This window comes from Leclercia sp. 1548 (assembly GCF_050435045.1).
Taxonomy (GTDB): Bacteria; Pseudomonadota; Gammaproteobacteria; order Enterobacterales; family Enterobacteriaceae; genus Enterobacter; species Enterobacter adecarboxylatus.
Genome location: NZ_JBNDJP010000004.1, coordinates 138,601 through 160,487, shown reverse-complemented (window position 1 = coordinate 160,487; position 21,887 = coordinate 138,601). Strand labels below are relative to the sequence as shown.

Sequence of the window (21,887 nt, the reverse complement as noted above, 5' to 3'; positions counted from 1 at the left end):
AAAATGACACTTCCGCCATTTTTCGTCAAAAATGACTATCACCAGAGGAAACCAGGTGAATCGTTTTGTAATTGCTGATCCCACGCTGTGTATCGGGTGCCATACCTGTGAAGCAGCCTGCTCAGAAAACCATCGCCAGCATGGCCTGCAAAGCCAGCCGCGACTGAAAGTGATGCGTAACAACACCGACTCTGCGCCGCAGCTTTGCCATCACTGCGAAGACGCCCCCTGCGCCCAGGTGTGCCCGGTCAATGCCATCACCCGGATTGACGGAGCCATCCAGCTCAATGAAAGCCTGTGCGTCAGCTGCAAGCTGTGCGGTATTGCCTGCCCGTTTGGCGCCGTCGAGTTTGCCGGGAGCCGCCCGCGGGCCATTCCTGCCAACTGTAATACCAGCAAGGCACCGATGGCCGCTCCGGCACCCGCCCGCGTCAGCCCGTTCCTGGACTGGGTGCCCGGCGTGCGCGCCATCGGGGTGAAGTGCGACCTGTGCTACTTCGACCCCGACGGCCCGGCGTGCGTGCGCACCTGCCCGACCAAATCCCTGCGTCTGATTAACAACGAGGACATCGCGCGCGCCAGCCGGAACAAGCGCGAACTCACCCTGCATACGTATCTGGGCGATCTGTCGCTGTTCCAGTCGCAACAAGGAGAGCTTTGATGAACGCCTTTTCGTTAATTAACCCGGCGCTGGGCATCTATGTGATAAGCGCCGTGCTGGCGTGGGTGATTTGTGCCCACAAGCCGCTCAGCGGCGCTATCGCCGGGATCGGCGGGGCGATGGCCAGCGCCATGACGGTGGGGGCAGGGGCGATCGCGCTGATCGCTTCACAAACCGGGCCGCTGTACGCAGAGATGGCCTGGCTGCACATCGGCATGCAGATGACCGGTATCCGCGCGATATGGCTTATCGCCATTGGCCTGCCAGCGTGCCTGGTCAGCCTGTATACCATTGCCTGGCACCGCCACCCGCAGGCGAAAGCCAACGGCCTGCTGACCAACCTGCTGATGGCCGCTGCCGTGGCCGCCATTATGGTCGATAACCTCGGCTGGCTGGTGGTGATGGCGGAAGTGATGGCCCTGTGTGGCGCGTTTCTCACCGGCTGCGCCCAGTCCGGCAAGCTATGGTTTGTGCTGGGTCGTCTGGGGACGGTCCTGCTGGCCATCGCCTGCTGGCAGGCGTGGAGCTACTACGGCACCCTGAACTTTGGGGCGATGAGTGCGCTGGCAACCGCGCAGGCACCGGGGGCCAGCATCTGGCTGCCAGGGCTGGCGGGTTTTGGCCTGCTGGCCGGGGTGATCCCGCTGCACGGCTGGGTACCGCAGGCGCATGCCAATGCCAGCGCCCCCGCTGCCGCGCTGTTCTCTACGGTGGTAATGAAGGTCGGTCTCTACGGCATGCTCACCGTTTCCCTCAGTGGCGCGCTGCCTCCGCTGTGGCTGGGTGTGCTGCTGCTGGTGATGGGGATGCTCACCGCCTTTATCGGCGGGCTGTACGCCCTGATGGAGCACAACATCCAGCGCCTGCTGGCGTACCACACCCTGGAAAACATCGGCATTATCCTGCTCGGCCTCGGGGCGGGCGTCACCGGTATTGCGCTGCACAGCAATCTGCTGATTGCGCTGGGCTTCACCGGTGGCCTCTACCATCTGGTCAGCCACGGGCTGTTTAAAACCACGCTGTTCCTCGGCGCGGGCGCGGTGTGGTATCGCACCGGCCATCGCGATATCGAGAAGCTGGGCGGCATCGGCAAAAAAATGCCGCTCATCTCGCTGGCGATGCTGGTGGGGCTGATGGCGATGGCGGCCCTGCCGCCGCTGAACGGTTTTGCCGGGGAGTGGGTGATCTATCAGTCCTTCTTTAACCTCGGCACCCACGACGCCTTTATCGCCCGCCTGCTGGGGCCGCTGCTGGCGACCGGCCTCGCGATCACCGGCGCGCTGGCGGTGATGTGTATGGCGAAAGTCTATGGCGTCACCTTCCTGGGCGCACCGCGCACGAAGGAGGCGGAAAACGCCTGCTGCGCGCCCTGGCTGATGACCGCCAGCACCGTGCTGGCGGCATTGTGCTGCGTGGCAGGCGGCGTGGCGGCCCCCTGGTTCCTGCCCATCGTAAGCCAGCTGTTCCCGGTGAGCGGCGGCGAGATCTCCACGGTGTCGCAGCCGATGATTACCCTCCTGCTGCTCGCCGGTCTGCTGCTGCCGTTCATCCTGATGGTGCTCTGCAAAGGCGATCGCCTGCCGAACCGCTCCCGCGGCTTTGCCTGGGTCTGCGGCTACGATCACGAAGCTGCGATGGTCATCACCGCCCACGGCTTTGCGATGCCGGTGAAAGAGTCCTTTGCCCCGGTGCTGAAGCTGCGCAAGTGGCTTAACCCGGTCCGCTTTATCCCCGGCTGGCAGTGCAGCAGCACCGCCGTGTTGTTCCACCGTATCGCCCTGATTGAGCTGGCGGTGCTGGTGGTTGTCGTTATCTCCCGAGGAGCCTGAACATGACCCTCATTTATGCATTGCTTCAGGCGCTGGTGCTGTTTGCCATGGCGCCGCTGCTGGCGGGCATTACTCGCGTGGCGCGTGCCCGTCTGCATACCCGTCGCGGGCCGGATATCTTCCAGGAGTACCGGGATCTGATCAAACTGCTGGGCCGCCAGAGCGTGGCCCCGGCGGCCTCCGGCTGGGTCTTCCGTCTGATGCCCTTTGTGATGGTGGCGGTGATGCTCGCCATTGCCACCGCGCTGCCGGTGATCACCGTTAGCTCCCCACTGCCTGCGCTGGGGGATCTGATCACCCTGATCTACCTCTTTGCCATCGCCCGCTTTTTCTTCGCCATTGCCGGGCTGGATACCGGCAGCCCGTTCACCGGGATCGGTGCCAGCCGCGAAGCGATGCTCGGCGTGCTGGTAGAGCCGATCCTGTTGCTGAGTCTGTGGGTCGCCGCCCAGGTGGCAGGCACGACCCACATCAGCGCGGTGACCGCGACGATTTATCACTGGCCGGTGGCGCACAGCCTGACGCTGATTCTGGCGATGTGCGCCTGCGCTTTCGCCACCTTTATCGAGATGGGCAAGCTGCCGTTTGACCTCGCCGAGGCGGAGCAGGAGCTACAGGAAGGCCCGCTGTCGGAATACAGCGGCGCGGGTTTTGCCCTGCTCAAGTGGGGCATCAGCCTGAAACAGCTGGTGGTGCTGCAGATGTTCGTCGGGGTGTTTATCCCCTGGGGGCAGATGACGCACTTCTCCGCAGGCGGTCTGCTGCTGGCGCTGGTCATCGCAGCGATCAAGCTGGTGGCGGGCGTACTGGTGATTGCGCTGTTCGAGAACAGCATGGCGCGTCTGCGCTTTAACGCCACCTCCCGGATAACCTGGACCGGTTTTGGTCTGGCATTTTTAGCTTTCGTCTCCTTGCTGGCGGCGTGACTGTAGAGAATCCCCATGTCTGAAGAAAAAGTTGGTCAACACTATCTTGCCGCCCTGCATCAGGCCTTCCCTGGCGTGGTGCTGGATGAAGCCTGGCAGACCAAAGACCAAATCACCGTGACGGTGAAAGTTAACTACCTGCCGGAAGTGGTCGAGTTCCTGTACTACAAGCAGGGCGGCTGGCTGTCGGTGCTGTTTGGCAACGACGAACGCCAGCTCTGCGGCAGCTATGCCGTGTACTACGTGCTGTCGATGGAGCAGGGCACCCGCTGCTGGCTGACCGTGCGCGTGGAAGTGGACGCCGATAAGCCGGAGTTCCCGTCCGTCACCCCGCGCGTACCGGCTGCGGTGTGGGGCGAGCGCGAAGTGCGCGACATGTATGGCCTGATCCCGGTCGGCCTGCCGGACGAGCGCCGTCTGGTGCTGCCGGATGACTGGCCGGACGAACTCTATCCGCTGCGTAAAGACAGCATGGATTACCGTCAGCGTCCGGCCCCGACCACCGACAAAGAAACTTACGAGTTCATCAACGAAGTCGGGGACAAGAAAAACAACGTGGTGCCGATTGGCCCGCTGCACGTCACCTCCGATGAGCCGGGCCACTTCCGCCTGTTCGTTGACGGCGAGAACATCATCGACGCCGACTACCGCCTGTTCTACGTCCATCGCGGCATGGAGAAGCTGGCCGAAACCCGCATGGGCTACAACGAAGTCACCTTCCTGTCGGATCGCGTGTGCGGTATCTGCGGCTTTGCCCACAGCACGGCCTACACCACCTCGGTGGAGAATGCGATGGGGATCGTGGTGCCGGAACGCGCCCAGATGATCCGCGCCATCCTGCTGGAGGTGGAACGCCTGCATTCGCACCTGCTGAACCTCGGCCTGGCCTGCCACTTTGTCGGCTTTGACTCCGGGTTTATGCAGTTCTTCCGCGTGCGTGAGACCTCGATGAAGATGGCGGAGATCCTCACCGGGGCGCGTAAAACCTACGGCCTGAACCTGATCGGCGGCATCCGTCGCGACCTGCTGAAAGACGACATGATCGCCACCCGTCTGCTGGCACAGCAGATGCGCCGCGAGGTGCAGGATCTGGTGGATATCCTGCTGAGCACGCCGAATATCGACCAGCGCACCGTTGGCGTGGGTCGCCTCGACCCGCAGATCGCCCGCGACTTCAGCAACGTCGGCCCGATGGTACGCGCCAGCGGCCACGCCCGCGATACCCGCGCCGATCACCCCTTTGTCGGGTACGGCCTGCTGCCGATGGAGGTCCACACCGAGCAGGGCTGCGACGTGATCTCCCGCCTGAAAGTGCGCATCAACGAAGTCTTCACCGCCCTGAACATGATTGATTTTGGCCTCGACAACCTGCCGGGCGGCGAGCTGATGGTAGAAGGCTTTACCTATATCCCGAACCGTTTTGCGCTGGGCTTTAGCGAAGCGCCGCGCGGGGACGATATCCACTGGAGCATGACCGGCGACAACCAGAAGCTGTGGCGCTGGCGCTGCCGGGCGGCCACCTACGCCAACTGGCCGACGCTACGCTACATGTTGCGGGGCAACACGGTCTCCGATGCGCCGCTGATTATCGGCAGCCTCGACCCGTGCTACTCCTGCACCGACCGCATGACGGTGGTGGACGTGCGCAAGAAGAAGAGCAAGGTGGTTCCTTATAAAGAACTGGAACGCTACAGCATCGAACGCAAAAACTCGCCGCTGAAATAACCCGGAGCACCCATGTTTACCTTTATCAAAAAAGTCATCAAAACCGGCACGGTGACGGAGTCGTATCCCCTCCAGCCGATTGCGGTCGACAAAAATATGCGCGGCAAGCCGGAGCACGACCCTAAGCAGTGTATCGGCTGCGCGGCGTGCGTGAACGCCTGTCCGTCCAATGCGCTGACGGTGGAGACCGATTTAAAGAACGGCGCGCTGTTCTGGCAGTTCAATCTGGGGCGCTGCATCTTCTGCGGACGTTGCGAGGAGGTCTGCCCGACCACCGCCATTAAACTCTCCCAGGAGTATGAGCTGGCGGTGTGGAGTAAGGCCGATTTCCTCCAGCAGTCGCGCTTCGACATCTGCCACTGCCGGGTGTGCGAGCGCCCGTACGCGGTGCAGAAAGAGATCGACTACGTGATCGAACTGCTGCGCCACAACGGCGACAAACGCGCGGAACGTCACCGGGAAAGTTTTGAGACCTGCCCGGACTGCAAACGCCTGCAAGGGCTGACCCCCTCGGACAAAATCCATCTGACCCGCGAGATGAAGGAAGCGACACGATGAGCGAACTCTTAGGCCCACGTAACGAACAGGGGATCCCGGTGCCGGTGACGGTGGATGAGTCTATCGCCAGCATGAAGGCCTCGCTGCTGAAAAAAATCAAGCGCTCGGCCTACGTCTACCGTGTGGACTGCGGCGGCTGTAACGGCTGCGAGATCGAGATCTTCGCCACCCTGTCGCCGATTTTCGATACCGAACGCTTCGGCATCAAAGTGGTGCCATCCCCACGCCACGCCGACATTCTGCTGTTTACCGGCGCAGTCACCCGCGCGATGCGCTCCCCGGCGCTGCGCGCGTGGGAGTCGGCCCCGGATCCTAAAATCTGTATCTCCTATGGCGCGTGCGGCAACTCCGGCGGCATCTTCCACGACCTCTATTGCGTCTGGGGCGGCACCGACAAAATCGTGCCAGTGGACGTGTACATCCCCGGCTGCCCGCCATCGCCTGCCGCCACCCTGTATGGCTTTGCCATGGCGCTGGGGCTGCTGGAGCAAAAAATCCACGCCCGCGAACCGGGCAGCCTGGACAACCAGCCCGCGGAACTGCTGCACCCGGAGATGGTTCAGCCCCTGCGGGTACGCATCGACCGCGCCGCGCGCCGTCTGGCGGGCTACCGCTATGGCCGCCAGATCGCCGACGACTTTATGCGCCATCTGGTGGATGGAGATAAAAGCGTGGCGGCCTGGCTGGCTCAGGAGAACGACCCGCGCTTGAATGAGATTGTGGCGAACCTCCTTGAGGTGGTCGGGCAGGAGCGTATCTGATGAGCGAAACCGTGGTGTTCAGCCAGCTCAGCCGCAAGTTCATTGACGAAAATGACAACACCCCCGATGACGCCCAACAGGTGATCTACTACGGGCTGGCCATCGGCCACCATCTGGGGGTGATCGACTGCCTGGAAGCGGCGCTGACCTGTCCGTGGGAGGACTACCTGGCGTGGATCGCCACCCTGGAAACGGGCAGCGAGGCGCGGCGCAAAATGGAGGGCGTGCCGCGCTACGGGGAGATCGTCATCGACGCTAATCATATCGTGATGCTGGCCAGCGCCTTCGACGCCGCAATGGCGCGGCAGACGGCGCAACAGCAGGCGTGGAGCGAAGCATTGCTTGGCATGCTCCATGCCATTCACCAGGAAAACGCCATCTATCTGATGGTTCGGAGGCAACGTGACTGATGTTTTACTCTGCGTCGGCAACAGCATGATGGGCGACGACGGTGCCGGTCCGCTGCTGGCCGAGATGTGCCGCGAAGCACCCCGCGGTGACTGGGTGGTGTTCGACGGCGGCAGCGCCCCGGAAAACGACGTGGTCGCCATCCGCGAGCTGCGCCCGGCGCGCCTGCTGATTGTCGATGCGACGGATATGGGGCTGAACCCCGGCGAGATCCGCCGCATCGACCCGGACGACATCGCCGAGATGTTTATGATGACGACCCACAATATGCCGCTGAACTACCTGGTGGATCAGCTGAAGGGGGATGTGGGGGAGGTGATTTTCCTCGGGATACAGCCGGATATTGTAGGGTTTTATTATCCGATGACGGAGAAGGTGAAGGGGGCCGTCGAGAGGGTTTATGAAAGTCTGGTGGATAGGGATGGGGGGAGGGCGTTTGGGGAGTTGTAGGCGCTCTGGTTAACGGGGTTATGGGGAAAGGGTTCGCGGAGATGCGGACTCTTTTTTGTGTGTTGAGCAGGGAAAAATTAACTGCCGTTGTCTGATAATCCAGGATGCGGGATAAAACGCGCCAGGGATTTTAATGGATGCATGAGGATAAGTGTTCTGGGAGTCGGAGCATGTGAAATGCCAGGGGAGATGTTCATGCTTGCAGTGGTGGTGAGCCTGGCATCAGGTTGCACACCGTTACAGCCTTCGTGATGCCACAAAACCTCGGCAATAGGGAGTTGCAGTTCTGGGCGCTGGGAAGATCGGGATTTCTGGGGCGCACAGACGCGGGTGATCAGGGCGGCAACAAAGGCTACTGTGTGTCGTTAAAAATGGAAGCCGAAAAAGCGAAGCTCCCGGGGTTTAACAATTCAAAGATGTATCCGGATTTTCAAAAGGCTGGGGTTGATGTGCGGCGGTAGCCTGAGAACTATTATGAGGGACCGCTTTGTGCCAAAAGCGGACGGTCACTCAGTGTCGAGCAAGTATAGGATTGCGCCTAACGATTTAAAAAGTTATAAAAAGCATAAAAAAATAGTATTGAGAGGTTTCAATGAACCGGCAGCCATTTACTTCATCTGCACTTAAGCGTAATTTAAGTGAATCTGAGAAAAGTTTTTACTTTAGTAAAATAAATAGTAAAGGATTAGAGTTATTAATCAATGAGGCAATGTTGATTGCTGATGAAAATTTTCGCTCTGGAGTAAGTGTCAAAAAATTAAATGTAAAAGGACGCTGTGTTTATTCCGCATCTAACTTAAAAGAGAAATTGATATTAAGGCATTGTAATTCTAACTTGAAGTGCTTGGAATCATTATTGCCCAAGCAAAGAAATAAAATAATCGATGAGTTAAAGATTTATCTTAAGGAAGGTACGAAATTTAAGGTTTATCGACTAGATATAAAATCTTTTTTTGAATCAATTCACTTGCCTCAGCTTTTTAAATATATGCATGATGAGTCGAGACTATCTAGACATACAAAAAATCTTTTAGAGTGGTATCTTAAAGCCTGTGAGCGTATTCATGAAACAAAAGGTTTGCCTAGAGGCCTTGAAATTAGTCCGATGCTCTCTGAATTATATTTGTCTGAGTTTGACTACAATATTAATCGGCATCCGGAAGTATTTTATTACTCGCGATTTGTAGATGACATGGTAATTGTTTCAAGTGGAAATGAAGAACAAGTTTCTTTTATGAAACAGGTGGAATTGTTTCTTCCTAACGGTTTGAGGATAAATAAAGACAAGCTAAATATTTCTCCATTGATCCCTAAAAGAAGTAAAGGTGATAATAATAATGATAAGTTACTTCATAAATTTGATTTTCTTGGGTATTCTTTTTCAATTGTGGATACGGCATTATCAAAAAATGCAGTAAACAGTATATATAGACGTGTAGTTGTTGATCTATCAAATAGTAGACTAAAAAAAATAAAGACCAGAATATCAAGATCTTTCTATGCATTTAAAAATAATGGTGATTATAAATTACTGCTAGACAGGATTTCTTTTCTAACAAGTAATAGAGATTTAAATAGAAAAATTAAATCATTGAGTTCAATTGAGAAAAGCAAAATTAGTACTGGAATATATTATAGTAACGCAAGGTTAGATGAAAACTCTAAGGCATTAGAGCAACTTGATAAATTTTTAATATATTGTGCCATGTCAAATAAAGGGCGTTTAAGTAATGTTTCCAAATATTCCTTGACCCTAAGCCAAAGAAAAGAGTTGTTGCGAAATAATTTTACAAAAGGTTTTTCTGAAAGAGTTTACAGAAAATATAATTTCAAACGTTATACAGAGATTACAAAAATATGGCTCTGAAAAAGAATATCAAACTTGATAAGAAGGATTACACCAGGGCTTTATTGTGTGATACTCAGCCCGCTGATTGCCCGATTATTTTCTCAAATGATGGGCTTTATGTGAATTTAGCCGATTTTGAGGTGAACTATAGAGTATCGACAGATTTCACCCCTTTTTCATCTTTCTTAAAAAACATTATCAATCCTTCATTGGATTTGTCTATCTCTGTTGATGAAAGAGAACAAAAAAAGAGAAAACAAAGTTTTCCTTTCGGTTATTGCATTGTTAAGGATGTTTTTAGTTTAAGACGCCTTTCTTTAATTCACCCTAGATCTCAACTTAATTACTGTGAATTTTACAAAAATTACTCGTCAGTAATAACCTATAACTCCTCAAAAAGTAATTATTCAATAAGATTTCCTAAGAAGGTTGCCAATTCATTTTTTTTATATGAGAGAAATGAAGCGGAAAGATACAAAGGAGAGGATATTGAAACGACTGAGGATGAATTAATGAGGAGATATTCTTCTTCATATTTTTCATATGGTGGTTTCAATAGAATATATAAATTATTTCAAAGTAAAGTTTTTTTTGATCTTGAGAAAAGATTCTCAACAATGTGGATGTTGGATGTATCCCATTGTTTTGATAGTATTTATACTCATTCCGTATCTTGGGCTTTAAAAAATAAAACTTTTATTCGTAAGCATGTGGCTAATGGCAATCAATTTGGTCAAGAGTTAGACACACTAATGCAACGAAGCAATAATAATGAAACAAATGGTATCCCAATAGGTTCAGAATTTAGTCGGGTATTTGCAGAATTAATCTTCCAGCGTATCGACAATAATATTGAGTCGGACCTTATGAATGAGCATGGGTGGGTAAATAAAAAAGACTATGTTATATTAAGGTATGTAGATGATTTTATTGTATTTTGCAACAATGAATCTAATGCTGAAATGATATCTAAAACCATTAACATGAGGTTAAATGAGTTTAATCTTCAGTTAAATGTAAATAAATTCAAAAAATATTCTAGACCATTCTGCACCAGCAAAACGGGATTGATTATTAAGATTAATGAATTGATTCAAAGTTTGGAATCAAAATTATATAAAAAAGACGAAGGTGTTATTACACTTAATAACATAAGAAGTAAGCATGATTTAAAAATTTATATGATTAATAATATAAAGTCTATATGCTTAGATCGTCAGTCTTCATATTCAGATGTGTCGGCATATATATTATCCTCATTATCTAAAAGATTAATATCGCTCATCCATTACTTTTCTTTTGGAGAAGGTAAAAATGAGGAAGTTAAAAAAATAAAAGATGTCATATTTACGTTATCTGATTTAATGTTGTTCTTTTTCAGCGTAAACCCAACAGTATCATCCTCATACAAATTATCTAAAACGATGATTATCGTTAATAATTATTTGAAAGAGATTTCTACTGATTATAGCAATATTTTTATGACATCACTGGTAAACACTGCAGAGAATATCAATTTTGGTGATAATGACAATGGATTGTTTATTGATGATTACATATCTATTGAAAAAGTAAATTTAATTTTGGCAGCAACATTTTTTGGAGATAACTACCTGATAAACACATCTTTCTTTAATGGGATTTTGCATAAAAAGAAATTGGATTATTTTACGATAATTTCATTGCTTTTCTATTTTCGAAATAGGAATCCATTCCAAGAACTCAAAGGTATAGTTGAGGGAAAAATTGTAGATTTACTATGCTCGGATATGGATTTGTTACAGTCTTCAGAAAAAGCACATTTATTTTTGGATGTAATGTCTTGCCCATTTGTGTCAATAAAAACAAGAAGGCTTATTTATAAAAAATATCTCAAGTGTTTTGAGCCAAAAAAGCAAAGGACACACTCTGAGATCGAGAATGATCTAGCGTCTCTGCTCAAATTTTACTGGTTTGTCAAGTGGGATGAGCTAAATCTTTTAAAGATGATAGAGAAAAAAGAATTGAAGGAAAGTTATTGACCTGATATAACGTTATTGTGATCAGTTTCGAAATACTTACGTATTTTTGGTGAGATATAATCATATGTTACCGATGATACGATTTCGCTGGCTTTAGAATCGGCTTAATTGCTTAAACTTATGCTAATAGACTTGCCTAAGATCTAATCATTCTTTGGAATGAAAGGAAATTTCCAGATCCAGTTGAGAGTTATCACATACTGTTTGTAGCTTAACCGAGATAGTTTGTGTTGCTTACACACCTGATGTTGAGAAACTGGTCACACCTTCTTCTAGTATTCTAGTGAATTCTTTATTGCATAGAACGTGAGTTTGGGCATATAGAGACGTGAATAAAGATTTTATCTGTAATCTACACTTATTTCATGATGTTATGGATTTTTATCGCCTATTATCTTCACTCCACCGCCATTGGTAAATAGACGTATCATAGCCCCTGGATGGCTCTAGTAAGTGAATTCACAGTCAATACTAATGTCCGTTTTTCGCTCTTAGCTGACCTTGCGGCTCTTCAGTAAATCCACTTTTGGCTGTGAGTTCAAACGATGAATGCCACCACCAATACTGCTAGCGTATAAAAAGTCAAACACTACAACCGCCCAATGCCAACCCCATCCTCAACCCCATTCAGGGGCCAACCATAGCCCCTTATCAAACCTGAAATCAGTCAGCCTTCACCAACTTCCACTCACACTCAATGCACCCTGATATACGGCTCCTTCACAAACTCATTCAGCAGCCAGACCAGATCGTGCAGCAGCCCCGCCAGTTCTTTCTCGACACTTGCGGGCAAGGTTCCACCCAGAATTGCCTGCACCAAAGCCAGCGCATAATCCACCTGGGGCGCGGTCTCCTGCCAGCAGTCCGGCATACAGGAGTTAAGCGTTTCCCCCTGGATCAACTGGGCGATAAGGTGTGGCGGAAGTTCAGCATCACAGCGTTCACGCAGCAGGTGCAGCGCGTGCAGCAGACCTTCGCAGAGCGTAGTGCGGGAGGCTCTGTCGTCCGTTTCAATCAATACGCTCACCAGCGCGGCGCAGCGATCGGCGACCTCGAAGAGATCCGCAGCAGCAGAAAGCGGCATAGTCAGGGAAGGGGGAATAATCTGTTCGTCAGATTGCGGGTAAGTCAGGGTTGAAATAGTAGTCATCATGACATCCTCTACGTGTAGTCCATTTAACTACCCAGTGAGTTCCTACGCTCGGAGGGTAGCGCTGACGGAGGTAGGAATACCGCCCACATAGAAAACGGCCAGCCTTTCGGCTGCTCCGCCAGCGCCACCGTGATTTTACGGGATAAGCACTGTCGCGACATATAAATATCGCTATGTGGAACACGGGTTCCTACGCCCGATTGCGGATGTGCCGCAACGCCGTCACTTTACGAGCCTGATTTCGGGATTAAAAGTCTTAACCCTGAATTACATAAGGTTACTTTAAGGTTTGCGAGCATCCTTCCAGAAAGGCCATGCTGGGGGTGCTTTGCTTGCCCGATCTACCATGCCAATGACGTCGCTTTTCAAATGAATAATCTTCCCGGCGCTTTCACCCCCTACAGCAAACCCGTCAACACTGTCATCGTCACTTATGTCGATGACACCCACCCCTCCAAATAAAACCTTTTAATTTCAAGATATTAATTTCTGGCCCGATTCATGCATACCTCCGGCAAGCTAACCATCATTCCCGGAGATTAAGGATGAACCGTTTCATCATCGCCGATGCCAGCAAATGCATCGGCTGTCGTACCTGTGAAGTGGCTTGCGTGGTGTCGCACCACGACACTCAGGACTGCGCCTCGCTGACCCCGCAGAACTTCCTGCCGCGCATTCATGTCATTAAAGGCGTCAACGTCTCCACGGCCACCATGTGCCGCCAGTGTGAAGACGCCCCTTGCGCCAGCGTCTGCCCGAACGGGGCGATCACCCGCGATAACGATTTTGTTCACGTCCACCAGGAGCGCTGCATCGGGTGCAAAACCTGCGTGGTGGCCTGCCCGTACGGCGCGATGGAAGTGGTGCTGCGTCCGGTTGTGCGCAGCATCGGCGCCGGGCTGAATGTGATGTCGGAAAAGGCCGAGGCCAACAAGTGCGACCTCTGCTACCACCAGCCGGACGGCCCCGCCTGCATTCAGGCCTGCCCGACCAATGCCATCGTCTGTATCGACAGGCAGAAGCTTGAGCAGTTGAGTCTGGAAAAACGCCGCCGTGCGGCGATGGACACACTTTCCTCGCAGATGCTGTAAGCCTCTGCCTTCTTTTCACTTTTAGCAGGTCTGTTACTGATGAAAAAAATCACCAGCGTCTGCCCGTACTGCGGTGCGGGCTGTAAATTAAAACTTGTCGTTGATAACAATAAAATTGTTCGTGCCGAAGGCGCGCAGGGCGTCACCAACCAGAATCAGCTGTGTCTGAAAGGCTATTACGGCTGGGATTTTCTCAACGATACCCGGCTGCTGACGCCGCGCCTCACCCAGCCGATGATCCGCTACCAGAGAGGCGGCAAGTTTGTGCCGGTCTCCTGGGAGGAGGCCATTCGCTATACCGCCCGACGTCTGAGCGAAATCAAGGCCAACTATGGCCCGCGCGCCATCATGACCACCGGCTCGTCCCGCGGCACCGGGAATGAAACCAACTACGTAATGCAGAAGTTCGCCCGCGGGGTGCTCAACACCAACAACGTCGACTGCTGCGCCCGCGTCTGCCACGGGCCGAGCGTGGCCGGGTTGCAGGAGACGCTGGGCAACGGTGCGATGAGCAACTCCATCAGCGATATCGAAAACTCAAAATGCCTGCTGATCTTCGGCTACAACTGCGCCGACTCGCATCCGATCGTCGCCCGGCGGGTGATCAAAGCGAAACAGAACGGCGCGCGGGTGATCGTCTGCGATCCGCGCAAAATCGAAACTGCGCGCATTGCCGACCGGCATCTGCAGATCCACAACGGCTGCAACATGGCGCTGGTGAACGCCTTCATCTACACCCTGCTGGACGAAAACCTCTATAACGCCGACTACGTGGCCCGCTACACCGAGGGGCTGGACGTGCTGCGCGAAACGGTCAGTGAGTACGCCCCGGAAAATGTCGAGGAGATTACCGGCGTCAGCGCCCGGGAGATCCGTGAGGCGATGCGCATCTACGCCGCCGCGCCGTCCGCTACCGTGATGTGGGGGATGGGCGTCACCCAGTTCGGGCAGGCGGTTGACGTGGTGAAAGGGCTTTCTACCCTGGCGCTGCTCACCGGCAACCTCGGGCGCGAGCACTGCGGCGTCGGCCCGGTGCGCGGGCAGAATAACGTGCAGGGCGCGTGCGACATGGGGGTGATCCCCAACCAGTTCCCCGGCTATCAGAACGTGACGGACCCGCATGTGCGCGAGAAATTCGCCCGGGCGTGGGGAGTCGATCCCGCCCTGATGGATGACCAGGTCGGCGTGCGGATCACCGAAGTGCCGCACCTTGCGCTGGAGGGCAAGGTCAAAGCCTATTACATCATGGGGGAAGATCCGCTCCAGACCGAAGCCGATCTGGGCCTGGTGCGTAAAGGGTTTGACGCGCTCGACTTCGTGGTGGTGCAGGACATCTTTATGACCAAAACCGCCGAGGCGGCAGATGTGCTGCTGCCCGCCACTTCCTGGGGCGAACACGGCGGGGTCTTTACCTGCGCCGACCGGGGTTTCCAGCGCTTTGAAAAAGCCGTTGAGCCAAAGGGCAACGTCAAGCGCGACTGGGAGATCATCAGCCTGATCGCCACCGCGATGGGCTACCCGATGGCGTACCGCGATAACCAGCAGATCTGGGACGAGATGCGCGAACTCTGCCCGCTGTTCTACGGCGTGACCTACGAAAAAATGGGCGACATGGGACACATCCAGTGGCCGTGCCCGACACTCGATCATCCGGGCACGCCGTGGCTTTACGCGGACAACCGCTTCGACACCCCGAGCGGCAAAGGGCAGTTGTTCGCCGCCCCGTGGCGCAAACCGGCAGAGATGCCGGACGCCGACTATCCGCTGGTGCTCTGCACCGTGCGCGAGGTGGGGCATTACTCCTGCCGTTCGATGACCGGCAACTGCGCGGCGCTGCAAACCCTGGCCGATGAGCCGGGCTTTGTGCAGATCAACCCGCAGGATGCGGAAAAGCTCGGCATCCGCGATCGCCAGCTGGTGTGGGTAAGCTCCCGCCGCGGGAAGGTGATCAGCCGCGCCGACGTCAACGAACGCATCAATGAAGGGGCGGTATACATGACCTATCAATGGTGGATTGGGGCCTGCAACGAGCTGACCCAGGACAACCTCGACCCGGTCTCGAAAACCCCCGAAACCAAATACTGCGCGGTGAAGATCGATACCATTGCCGATCAATCCTGGGCGGAAAACTATGCCCAGACCACCTACAGCGCCATGAAACAACGCCTGCGCGAGGCGGTAGAGAGTTAACGCATGTGTACAAACGGCACGCTGCTGCGCATTCGCGGCAAAGTCCAGGGGGTGGGGTTCCGCCCCTGGGTCTGGCAACTGGCCCGGCAACTGGGGTTGAAGGGCGACGTCTGCAACGACGGGGCAGGCGTGGTGGTGCGTCTCAGCGGTGAGACGCAGGACTTCATCACCCAACTGGCCGCCGGTGGCCCGCCGCTGGCGCGTATTGATGATATCAGCGAGCAGCCGTGGCACTGGTCGCCGCTGCCGGTGGCGTTCACCATTCTGCCGAGCCAGCAGGGGCAGATGACCACCCAGGTGGTGCCGGATGCCGCGACCTGTCCGCACTGTCTGGCCGAGATGAACGATCCGCGCGAGCGTCGCTACCGTTATCCCTTTATCAACTGCACCCACTGTGGGCCGCGCTTCACCATTATCCGGGCGATGCCTTACGACCGCCCGGCCACCACCATGGCGGCGTTTGCGCTGTGTCCGGCCTGCGAAGCGGAGTACCGCGACCCGGCCGACCGGCGCTTTCACGCCCAGCCGGTGGCCTGCCCGGACTGCGGGCCGCAGCTTAGCTGGGTGTGCGGCGAAGCGCGGGAAGAGAAAGACCACGCCCTGCGGGCCGCGGAAGCGATGCTTAAGCAGGGCGGGATCGTGGCGATAAAAGGCCTCGGCGGCTTTCATCTGGCCTGCGATGCCAGCGATGCGCAGGCGGTCAACCGCCTGCGCGAGCGCAAGCAGCGTCCGGCGAAGCCGCTGGCGGTGATGATTCCCGGGCGATTAGCCCAGGCCCTGCCCGCCGGGGCGCAGGCGCTGCTGCGTTCAACGGCCGCGCCGATTGTGCTGGTGGATAAGCGGCTCCTGGCCTGCTGCGAGGCCATCGCGCCGGGGCTGAACGAGGTGGGGGTGATGCTGGCGGCGAACCCGCTCCAGCACCTGTTGATGCAGGATCTGGATCGCCCGCTGGTGATGACCTCCGGCAACCTGAACGGCTGCCCGCCTGCGCTGACCAACGACCGGGCATTACAGGATCTGGCCGGCATTGCTGACGGCTGGCTGCTGCATAACCGCGAGATCGTCCAGCGCATGGATGACTCGGTGCTGCGCGCCAGCGGGGAAATGCTGCGCCGCTCCCGGGGCTTTGTCCCGGATGCGCTGCCATTGCCGCCCGGTTTTGACGCTGTGCCGTCGCTGTTGTGTCTTGGGGCGGATCTGAAAAACACCTTCTGCCTGGTGCGCGGTGGGGAGGCGATCCTGAGCCAGCATCTGGGCGATCTGGGGGATGACGACGCGCTGGGCCAGTGGCAGCAGGCCCTGAATGCGTTGCAGGATCTCTGGCAGTTTATCCCGGAGGGGGTGGTGACCGATGCCCATCCCGGCTATCGCTCAACCCTGCTGGGGGAGCAGATGTCATATCCGCACTATCGCGTGCTGCATCACCATGCCCACGCCGCGGCCTGCCTGGCGGAACACGGCTGGCCGCGCGACGGCGGGGATGTGATCGCCCTGGTGCTGGACGGTATCGGCCAGGGGGAAAACGGCGCACTGTGGGGCGGGGAGTGCCTGCGGGTCAACTACCGTCGCAGTGACCGGCTCGGCGGCCTGCCGGCGGTGGCGCTGCCCGGCGGCGATCTGGCGGCGCGCCAGCCGTGGCGCAACCTGCTGGCCCAGTGGCAGGCGTTTGTGCCCGAGTGGCAGACCCTGCCCGAGGCCGATGCGCTGCGGGATAAACCCTGGCAGCCGCTGGCCCGGGCGATCGCGCGGGGGGTGAATTGCCCAACGGCCTCATCCACCGGACGGCTGTTTGATGCCGTGGCCGCCGCAACAGGTTGCGCCCCGGCGCAGCTTAGCTACGAGGGGGAGGCCGCCTGTCGGCTGGAGGCTCTGGCGCTCCGTGGCGGGCCGGTCAGCCATCCGGTCACGTTGCCGGTACGCGACGGCGAGCTGGATATGGCGACGTTCTGGCAACAGTGGCTGGGCTGGCAGGCCAGTGCCGAACAACGCGCCTGGGCGTTTCACGACGCGCTGGCAAAAGGGCTGGCAACGCTGGCGGCGTCGCATGCCTGGATGCGCAACCTCAATACTATCGTTTGCAGCGGCGGGGTCCTGCATAACCGGCTCCTGCGGGAACGCCTGCATTTCTGGCTGAGCGATTTTACCGTGCTGTTTCCCGGGCGGCTGCCCGCCGGAGACGGCGCGATTGCATTTGGACAGGCGGTGATCGCTGCCGCGTCTTTTTCTTAAATCGGGATATCACGATGTTTATCAAATACTTCAATAACCACCCTAAAGCCATGGCGCTGATGCTGGCTTTGATCGCCACCAATGTTGTCGCCTGGGGGACGGCGTTTTACATCTTTCACAACACCCCGTCGCTGATGGCGGCCAGCCTGCTGGCCTGGTGCTACGGCCTGCGTCATGCGGTGGATGCCGACCACATCGCCGCCATCGATAACGTTACCCGCAAGATGATGCAGCAGGGCAAACGCCCGTGTGGCATTGGGGCCTGGTTCTCGCTGGGTCACTCCACCATTGTGGTGCTGGCCTCCATCGCCATCGCGGCGACCGCCACGGCCTTCAGCCGCAATATGGAATGGTTCCACGAAACCGGCGGCATGATCGGCACGGCGGTGTCGGCCTTTTTCCTGCTGGCGATGGCGCTGGTGAACCTGGTGATCCTGCGCGATGTCTGGGGCAGCTTTAATAAAATGAAGCGCGGTGAGAAGGTGCCGGAAGCGGTCTCCTTTGCCCACGGCGGGGTGATGAACTGGCTGTTCCGCTCGGCGTTCCGCCTGGTGACCCGCAGCTGGCATATGTATCTGGTGGGCTTTCTGTTTGGTCTGGGCTTTGATACCGCCACGGAGATCGGCGTGCTGGGGATCTCCGCAGCCGGTGCCTCCAGCGGGATGTCGGTGTGGGCGATCATGGTGTTCCCGCTGCTGTTTACCAGCGGCATGGCGCTGATTGATACCCTCGACAACCTGATTATGGTGGGTGCCTATGGCTGGGCCTTCAATAAGCCGCAGCGCAAGCTCTATTACAACATCACCATCACCGGCACGTCGGTGGTGGTGGCGCTGTTTATCGGCGGGCTGGAAGCGCTGGGCCTGCTGGCCGATAAGTTTGGCCTGACGGGCGGGCTGTGGAATAGCGTGGCAGCGCTGAACGACAATCTGGGCAACGCCGGGTTTATCGTGGTCGGGCTGTTTATCGTCTGCTGGATCGCCTCGCTGATTAACTACCGCTTCAAAGGCTACGACGCGCTGGTGGTTCGCTAGGCGCTGCTCGTCATCGCTGTCCGTTCGTCATGGCATTTTTGACGAATGGACAGCGCACCGCATTCTCCCTCCGTTATTTCTCTTCTTTTTCAGTGGGTTAACTTATAACTGCTTGCTGGCACACTTCATGCATACCGCTGAGGACATATTACTAACGGAGCAACTACCGATGAAGAAAGTCGTCACGGTTTGCCCCTATTGCGCATCGGGTTGCAAAATCAACCTGGTGGTCAATAACGGCAAAGTCGTCAAGGCTGAAGCAGCACAGGGTAAGACCAACCAGGGCGATCTCTGCCTGAAAGGGTATTACGGCTGGGATTTTATCAACGATACGCAAATCCTGACCCCGCGCCTGAAATCGCCGATGATCCGTCGCGAGCGCGGCGGCAAGCTGGAAGCCGTCTCCTGGGACGAAGCGCTGGATTACGTTGCCACTAAACTCAACGCGATCAAAGCCGCACACGGCCCGGATGCAATCATGACCACCGGGTCATCGCGCGGCACCGGCAACGAAACCAACTACATCATGCAAAAATTTGCCCGCGCGGCAGTCGGCACGAACAACGTCGACTGCTGCGCGCGCGTCTGACACGGCCCATCGGTTGCAGGTCTGCACCAGTCGGTCGGTAACGGCGCAATGAGTAACTCCATTGTCGGTATAGAAAAAGCCGATATGGTCTTTATTTTTGGCTATAACCCGGCGGATTCGCACCCCATCGTGGCGAACCGGGTGATCAAAGCCAAACGCAACGGGGCGAAGATTATCGTCTGCGATCCGCGCAAAATTGAAACCGCGCGCATTGCCGATATGCACCTGGCGTTGAAAAACGGCTCCAACATCGCGCTGCTCAACGCGATGGGGCATGTGATCATTGAAGAACAGCTGTACGACCGGGCGTTTGTGGCGGCGCGTACTGAAGGCTTCGAGGAGTATCGCAAAATCGTCGAAGGCTATACGCCGGAATCGGTGGAAGCCATCACCGGGGTGAGCGCCCAGGAGATCCGTCAGGCGGCAAGAATGTACGCCGCGGCGGAAAACGCCGCCATTCTGTGGGGCATGGGCGTGACCCAGTTCTACCAGGGCGTGGAAACCGTGCGTTCCCTGACCAGCCTGGCACTGCTCACGGGCAACCTCGGCAAGCCGTATGCAGGGGTTAACCCGGTGCGCGGTCAGAACAACGTGCAGGGCGCGTGCGACATGGGTGCGCTGCCGGATACCTATCCGGGCTATCAGTACATCAACAACCCGGAGAACCGGGCCAAATTCGCCAAAGCCTGGGGCGTGGCGTCTCTGCCTGCCCATACCGGCTATCGCATCAGCGAGCTGCCTCACCGGGTCGCTCACGGCGAAGTGCGTGCCGCGTACATCATGGGGGAAGATCCACTCCAGACGGACGCCGAGCTGTCTGCGGTGCGGAAAGCCTTTGAAGAGCTGGAGCTGGTCATTGTGCAGGATATCTTTATGACCAAGACTGCCGCCGCCGCCGATGTGATCCTGCCGTCCACCTCCTGGGGTGAGCACGAAGGGGTTTACACCGCCGCCGACCGCGGTTTCCAGCGCTTCTTTAAAGCGGTAGAGCCGAAGTGGGACCTGAAAACCGACTGGCAGATCATCAGCGAGATCGCCACCCGGATGGGCTATCCGATGCACTATGACAACACCCAGCAGATCTGGGATGAACTCCGTCATCTGTGCCCGGATTTCCTGGGTGCCACTTACGAGAAGATGGGCGAGTTGGGCTACATCCAGTGGCCGTGCCGCGACGAGTCAGAGGCCGATCAGGGGACGGATTACCTGTTCGAAAAAGAATTCTCCACCCCGAACGGGCTGGGGCAACTCTATACCTGTGACTGGGTGGCACCGATCGACAAGCTCACCGAGGAGTACCCGCTGGTGCTCTCGACGGTGCGTGAGGTCGGTCACTACTCGTGCCGCTCGATGACCGGCAACTGTGCCGCGCTGGCGGCGCTGGCCGACGAACCGGGCTATGCGCAGATCAATACCGCCGACGCGAAGCGCCTCGGCATTGAGGACGAAGCCCTGGTGTGGGTCACGTCGCGCAAAGGCAAAGTCATTACCCGCGCGCAGGTGAGCGATCGCCCGAATATCGGCGCGGTGTACATGACCTACCAGTGGTGGATTGGGGCCTGTAACGAGCTGGTGACGGAGAACCTCAGCCCGATTACCAAAACGCCGGAGTATAAGTATTGTGCCGTGCGCGTGGAGCCGATTGCCGACCAGCAGGGTGCCGAGCAGTACGTGATTGATGAATATCACAGGCTGAAAAAGCACCTGAAGGAGCTGGCAAGAGGGTAATGCCAGACCCTGCAAAAGCAGCCTTTCGGGGCTGCTTTTTTTTGCTTTTGCCGCCAGGAAAAAAAGATATCTCACTGATTGTGGGCCACATTAAATTTAAAAAAGAGACAACGCATTTTTTAGCCGAGAATATATTTAAGCAATACGAATGTCAGGAAAAATAAAATAACGAAGGCGTTTATCAGCCGTTCAGCCATCCGGGTGTTTGAATGGGTAAAATAAATAATATAAACATTGCTTAGCTAATTTTTCTGTGTCTTAATAGCGCCATCGGTTTGGAAAACAGACCTTACGAAAGCAGTTTTAGTAAAGCAGTCCTCATTTCAGGTGTTATCCACAGATACCCTTCTTCATGAGTCTCCTCCTAAGTGCCAGGTAAGACACTCTCTCAATACAGGCCATCACTGCCGCGATTAAGTGGCTCATAATTAAGGAATTATCTATGTCTAATAAAATGACTGGTTTAGTAAAATGGTTTAACGCAGATAAAGGTTTTGGCTTTATCACCCCTGATGACGGCAGCAAAGATGTCTTCGTACATTTCTCTGCGATTCAGAGCGACAGCTTCAAAACTCTGGATGAAGGACAGAAAATCTCCTTCACCATTGAAAATGGCGCTAAAGGTCCTGCTGCCGGAAACGTCACAGTTCTGTAATCTGCGTTAATTATCAGTAGTTATTACGAT

At 55.3% G+C, this 21,887-nt stretch carries 18 protein-coding genes and 1 pseudogene; 18 read left to right on the top strand and 1 reads right to left on the bottom strand.

Annotated elements, in window-relative coordinates:
- The first annotated feature begins 55 nt into the window (after positions 1-55).
- From ABIE02_RS13390 to drt3b, 11 genes and pseudogenes are all read left to right on the top strand, one after another.
- A complete protein-coding gene (locus tag ABIE02_RS13390; protein WP_336995068.1) occupies positions 56-661 on the top strand; it encodes a 4Fe-4S dicluster domain-containing protein in 606 nt (201 codons plus the stop codon).
- Entirely contained in the window at positions 661-2,490 is a 1,830-nt protein-coding gene (gene hycC, locus ABIE02_RS13385) for a formate hydrogenlyase subunit 3 (RefSeq protein ID WP_336995067.1), read from the top strand. Before ABIE02_RS13390 ends, hycC begins: the two co-directional genes overlap by 1 nt.
- A 2-nt stretch (positions 2,491-2,492) precedes the next feature.
- On the top strand, positions 2,493-3,416 hold the full coding sequence (locus tag ABIE02_RS13380; RefSeq protein WP_336995066.1) for a respiratory chain complex I subunit 1 family protein: 924 nt from the start codon (positions 2,493-2,495) through the stop codon (positions 3,414-3,416).
- A 15-nt stretch (positions 3,417-3,431) separates the two neighbouring features.
- Positions 3,432-5,141 carry a formate hydrogenlyase subunit HycE gene (hycE, locus tag ABIE02_RS13375; protein ID WP_336995065.1) on the top strand — a complete coding sequence of 570 codons (1,710 nt, stop codon included), beginning with the start codon at positions 3,432-3,434 and terminating at the stop codon, positions 5,139-5,141.
- Positions 5,142-5,153: 12 nt separating this feature from the next.
- Positions 5,154-5,699 (top strand): formate hydrogenlyase complex iron-sulfur subunit, encoded by a 546-nt coding sequence (locus tag ABIE02_RS13370; protein WP_077226167.1) that lies wholly within the window; start codon positions 5,154-5,156, stop codon positions 5,697-5,699.
- Positions 5,696-6,460 (top strand): NADH-quinone oxidoreductase subunit B family protein, encoded by a 765-nt coding sequence (nuoB, locus tag ABIE02_RS13365; RefSeq protein ID WP_059349865.1) that lies wholly within the window; start codon positions 5,696-5,698, stop codon positions 6,458-6,460. Before ABIE02_RS13370 ends, nuoB begins: the two co-directional genes overlap by 4 nt.
- Positions 6,460-6,870, top strand: a complete 411-nt coding sequence (locus tag ABIE02_RS13360) for a formate hydrogenlyase maturation HycH family protein (protein WP_144839306.1) — start codon at positions 6,460-6,462, stop codon at positions 6,868-6,870. The genes nuoB and ABIE02_RS13360 overlap by 1 nt, the downstream gene beginning before the upstream one ends.
- Positions 6,863-7,318, top strand: coding sequence for a hydrogenase maturation peptidase HycI (gene hycI, locus ABIE02_RS13355; RefSeq protein WP_336995064.1), 456 nt, complete (start codon positions 6,863-6,865; stop codon positions 7,316-7,318). The genes ABIE02_RS13360 and hycI overlap by 8 nt, the downstream gene beginning before the upstream one ends.
- A gap of 195 nt (positions 7,319-7,513) precedes the next feature.
- A pseudogene (locus ABIE02_RS13350) lies at positions 7,514-7,779 on the top strand (tolA family protein).
- 131 nt (positions 7,780-7,910) lie between these two features.
- Positions 7,911-9,185: an antiviral reverse transcriptase Drt3a gene (gene drt3a, locus ABIE02_RS13345; protein WP_336995063.1), complete on the top strand. Its 1,275-nt coding sequence runs from the start codon at positions 7,911-7,913 to the stop codon at positions 9,183-9,185.
- On the top strand, positions 9,176-11,188 hold the full coding sequence (gene drt3b / locus ABIE02_RS13340; RefSeq protein ID WP_336995062.1) for an antiviral reverse transcriptase Drt3b: 2,013 nt from the start codon (positions 9,176-9,178) through the stop codon (positions 11,186-11,188). The genes drt3a and drt3b overlap by 10 nt, the downstream gene beginning before the upstream one ends.
- A 694-nt stretch (positions 11,189-11,882) precedes the next feature.
- On the opposite strand, the gene ABIE02_RS13335 is transcribed toward drt3b, so the two are convergent.
- Complete coding sequence (locus ABIE02_RS13335; protein ID WP_336995061.1) at positions 11,883-12,338, bottom strand: hypothetical protein; 456 nt, start codon at positions 12,336-12,338, stop codon at positions 11,883-11,885.
- Positions 12,339-12,886: 548 nt separating this feature from the next.
- Between ABIE02_RS13335 and hydN the strand changes: the two genes are divergently transcribed.
- The 7 genes from hydN to cspE all read left to right on the top strand — a co-directional run bounded on the left by hydN (position 12,887) and on the right by cspE (position 21,857).
- A complete protein-coding gene (hydN, locus tag ABIE02_RS13330; protein WP_032613517.1) occupies positions 12,887-13,432 on the top strand; it encodes an electron transport protein HydN in 546 nt (181 codons plus the stop codon).
- A gap of 39 nt (positions 13,433-13,471) precedes the next feature.
- Entirely contained in the window at positions 13,472-15,622 is a 2,151-nt protein-coding gene (fdhF, locus tag ABIE02_RS13325; RefSeq protein ID WP_336995060.1) for a formate dehydrogenase subunit alpha, read from the top strand.
- Between the two features lie 3 nt (positions 15,623-15,625).
- Complete coding sequence (gene hypF, locus ABIE02_RS13320; protein WP_336995059.1) at positions 15,626-17,851, top strand: carbamoyltransferase HypF; 2,226 nt, start codon at positions 15,626-15,628, stop codon at positions 17,849-17,851.
- A gap of 14 nt (positions 17,852-17,865) precedes the next feature.
- A complete protein-coding gene (locus tag ABIE02_RS13315) occupies positions 17,866-18,885 on the top strand; it encodes a HoxN/HupN/NixA family nickel/cobalt transporter (protein WP_336995058.1) in 1,020 nt (339 codons plus the stop codon).
- Positions 18,886-19,054: 169 nt separating this feature from the next.
- Entirely contained in the window at positions 19,055-21,202 is a 2,148-nt protein-coding gene (fdhF, locus tag ABIE02_RS13310; protein WP_103792525.1) for a formate dehydrogenase subunit alpha, read from the top strand.
- The gene (locus tag ABIE02_RS13305; protein ID WP_336995057.1) at positions 21,202-21,366 is read left to right on the top strand and encodes a hypothetical protein; all 165 of its coding nucleotides are present in this window, start codon (positions 21,202-21,204) and stop codon (positions 21,364-21,366) included. Before fdhF (ABIE02_RS13310) ends, ABIE02_RS13305 begins: the two co-directional genes overlap by 1 nt.
- A 278-nt stretch (positions 21,367-21,644) precedes the next feature.
- The gene (cspE, locus tag ABIE02_RS13300) at positions 21,645-21,857 is read left to right on the top strand and encodes a transcription antiterminator/RNA stability regulator CspE (protein WP_032613504.1); all 213 of its coding nucleotides are present in this window, start codon (positions 21,645-21,647) and stop codon (positions 21,855-21,857) included.
- Positions 21,858-21,887: the final 30 nt, after the last annotated feature.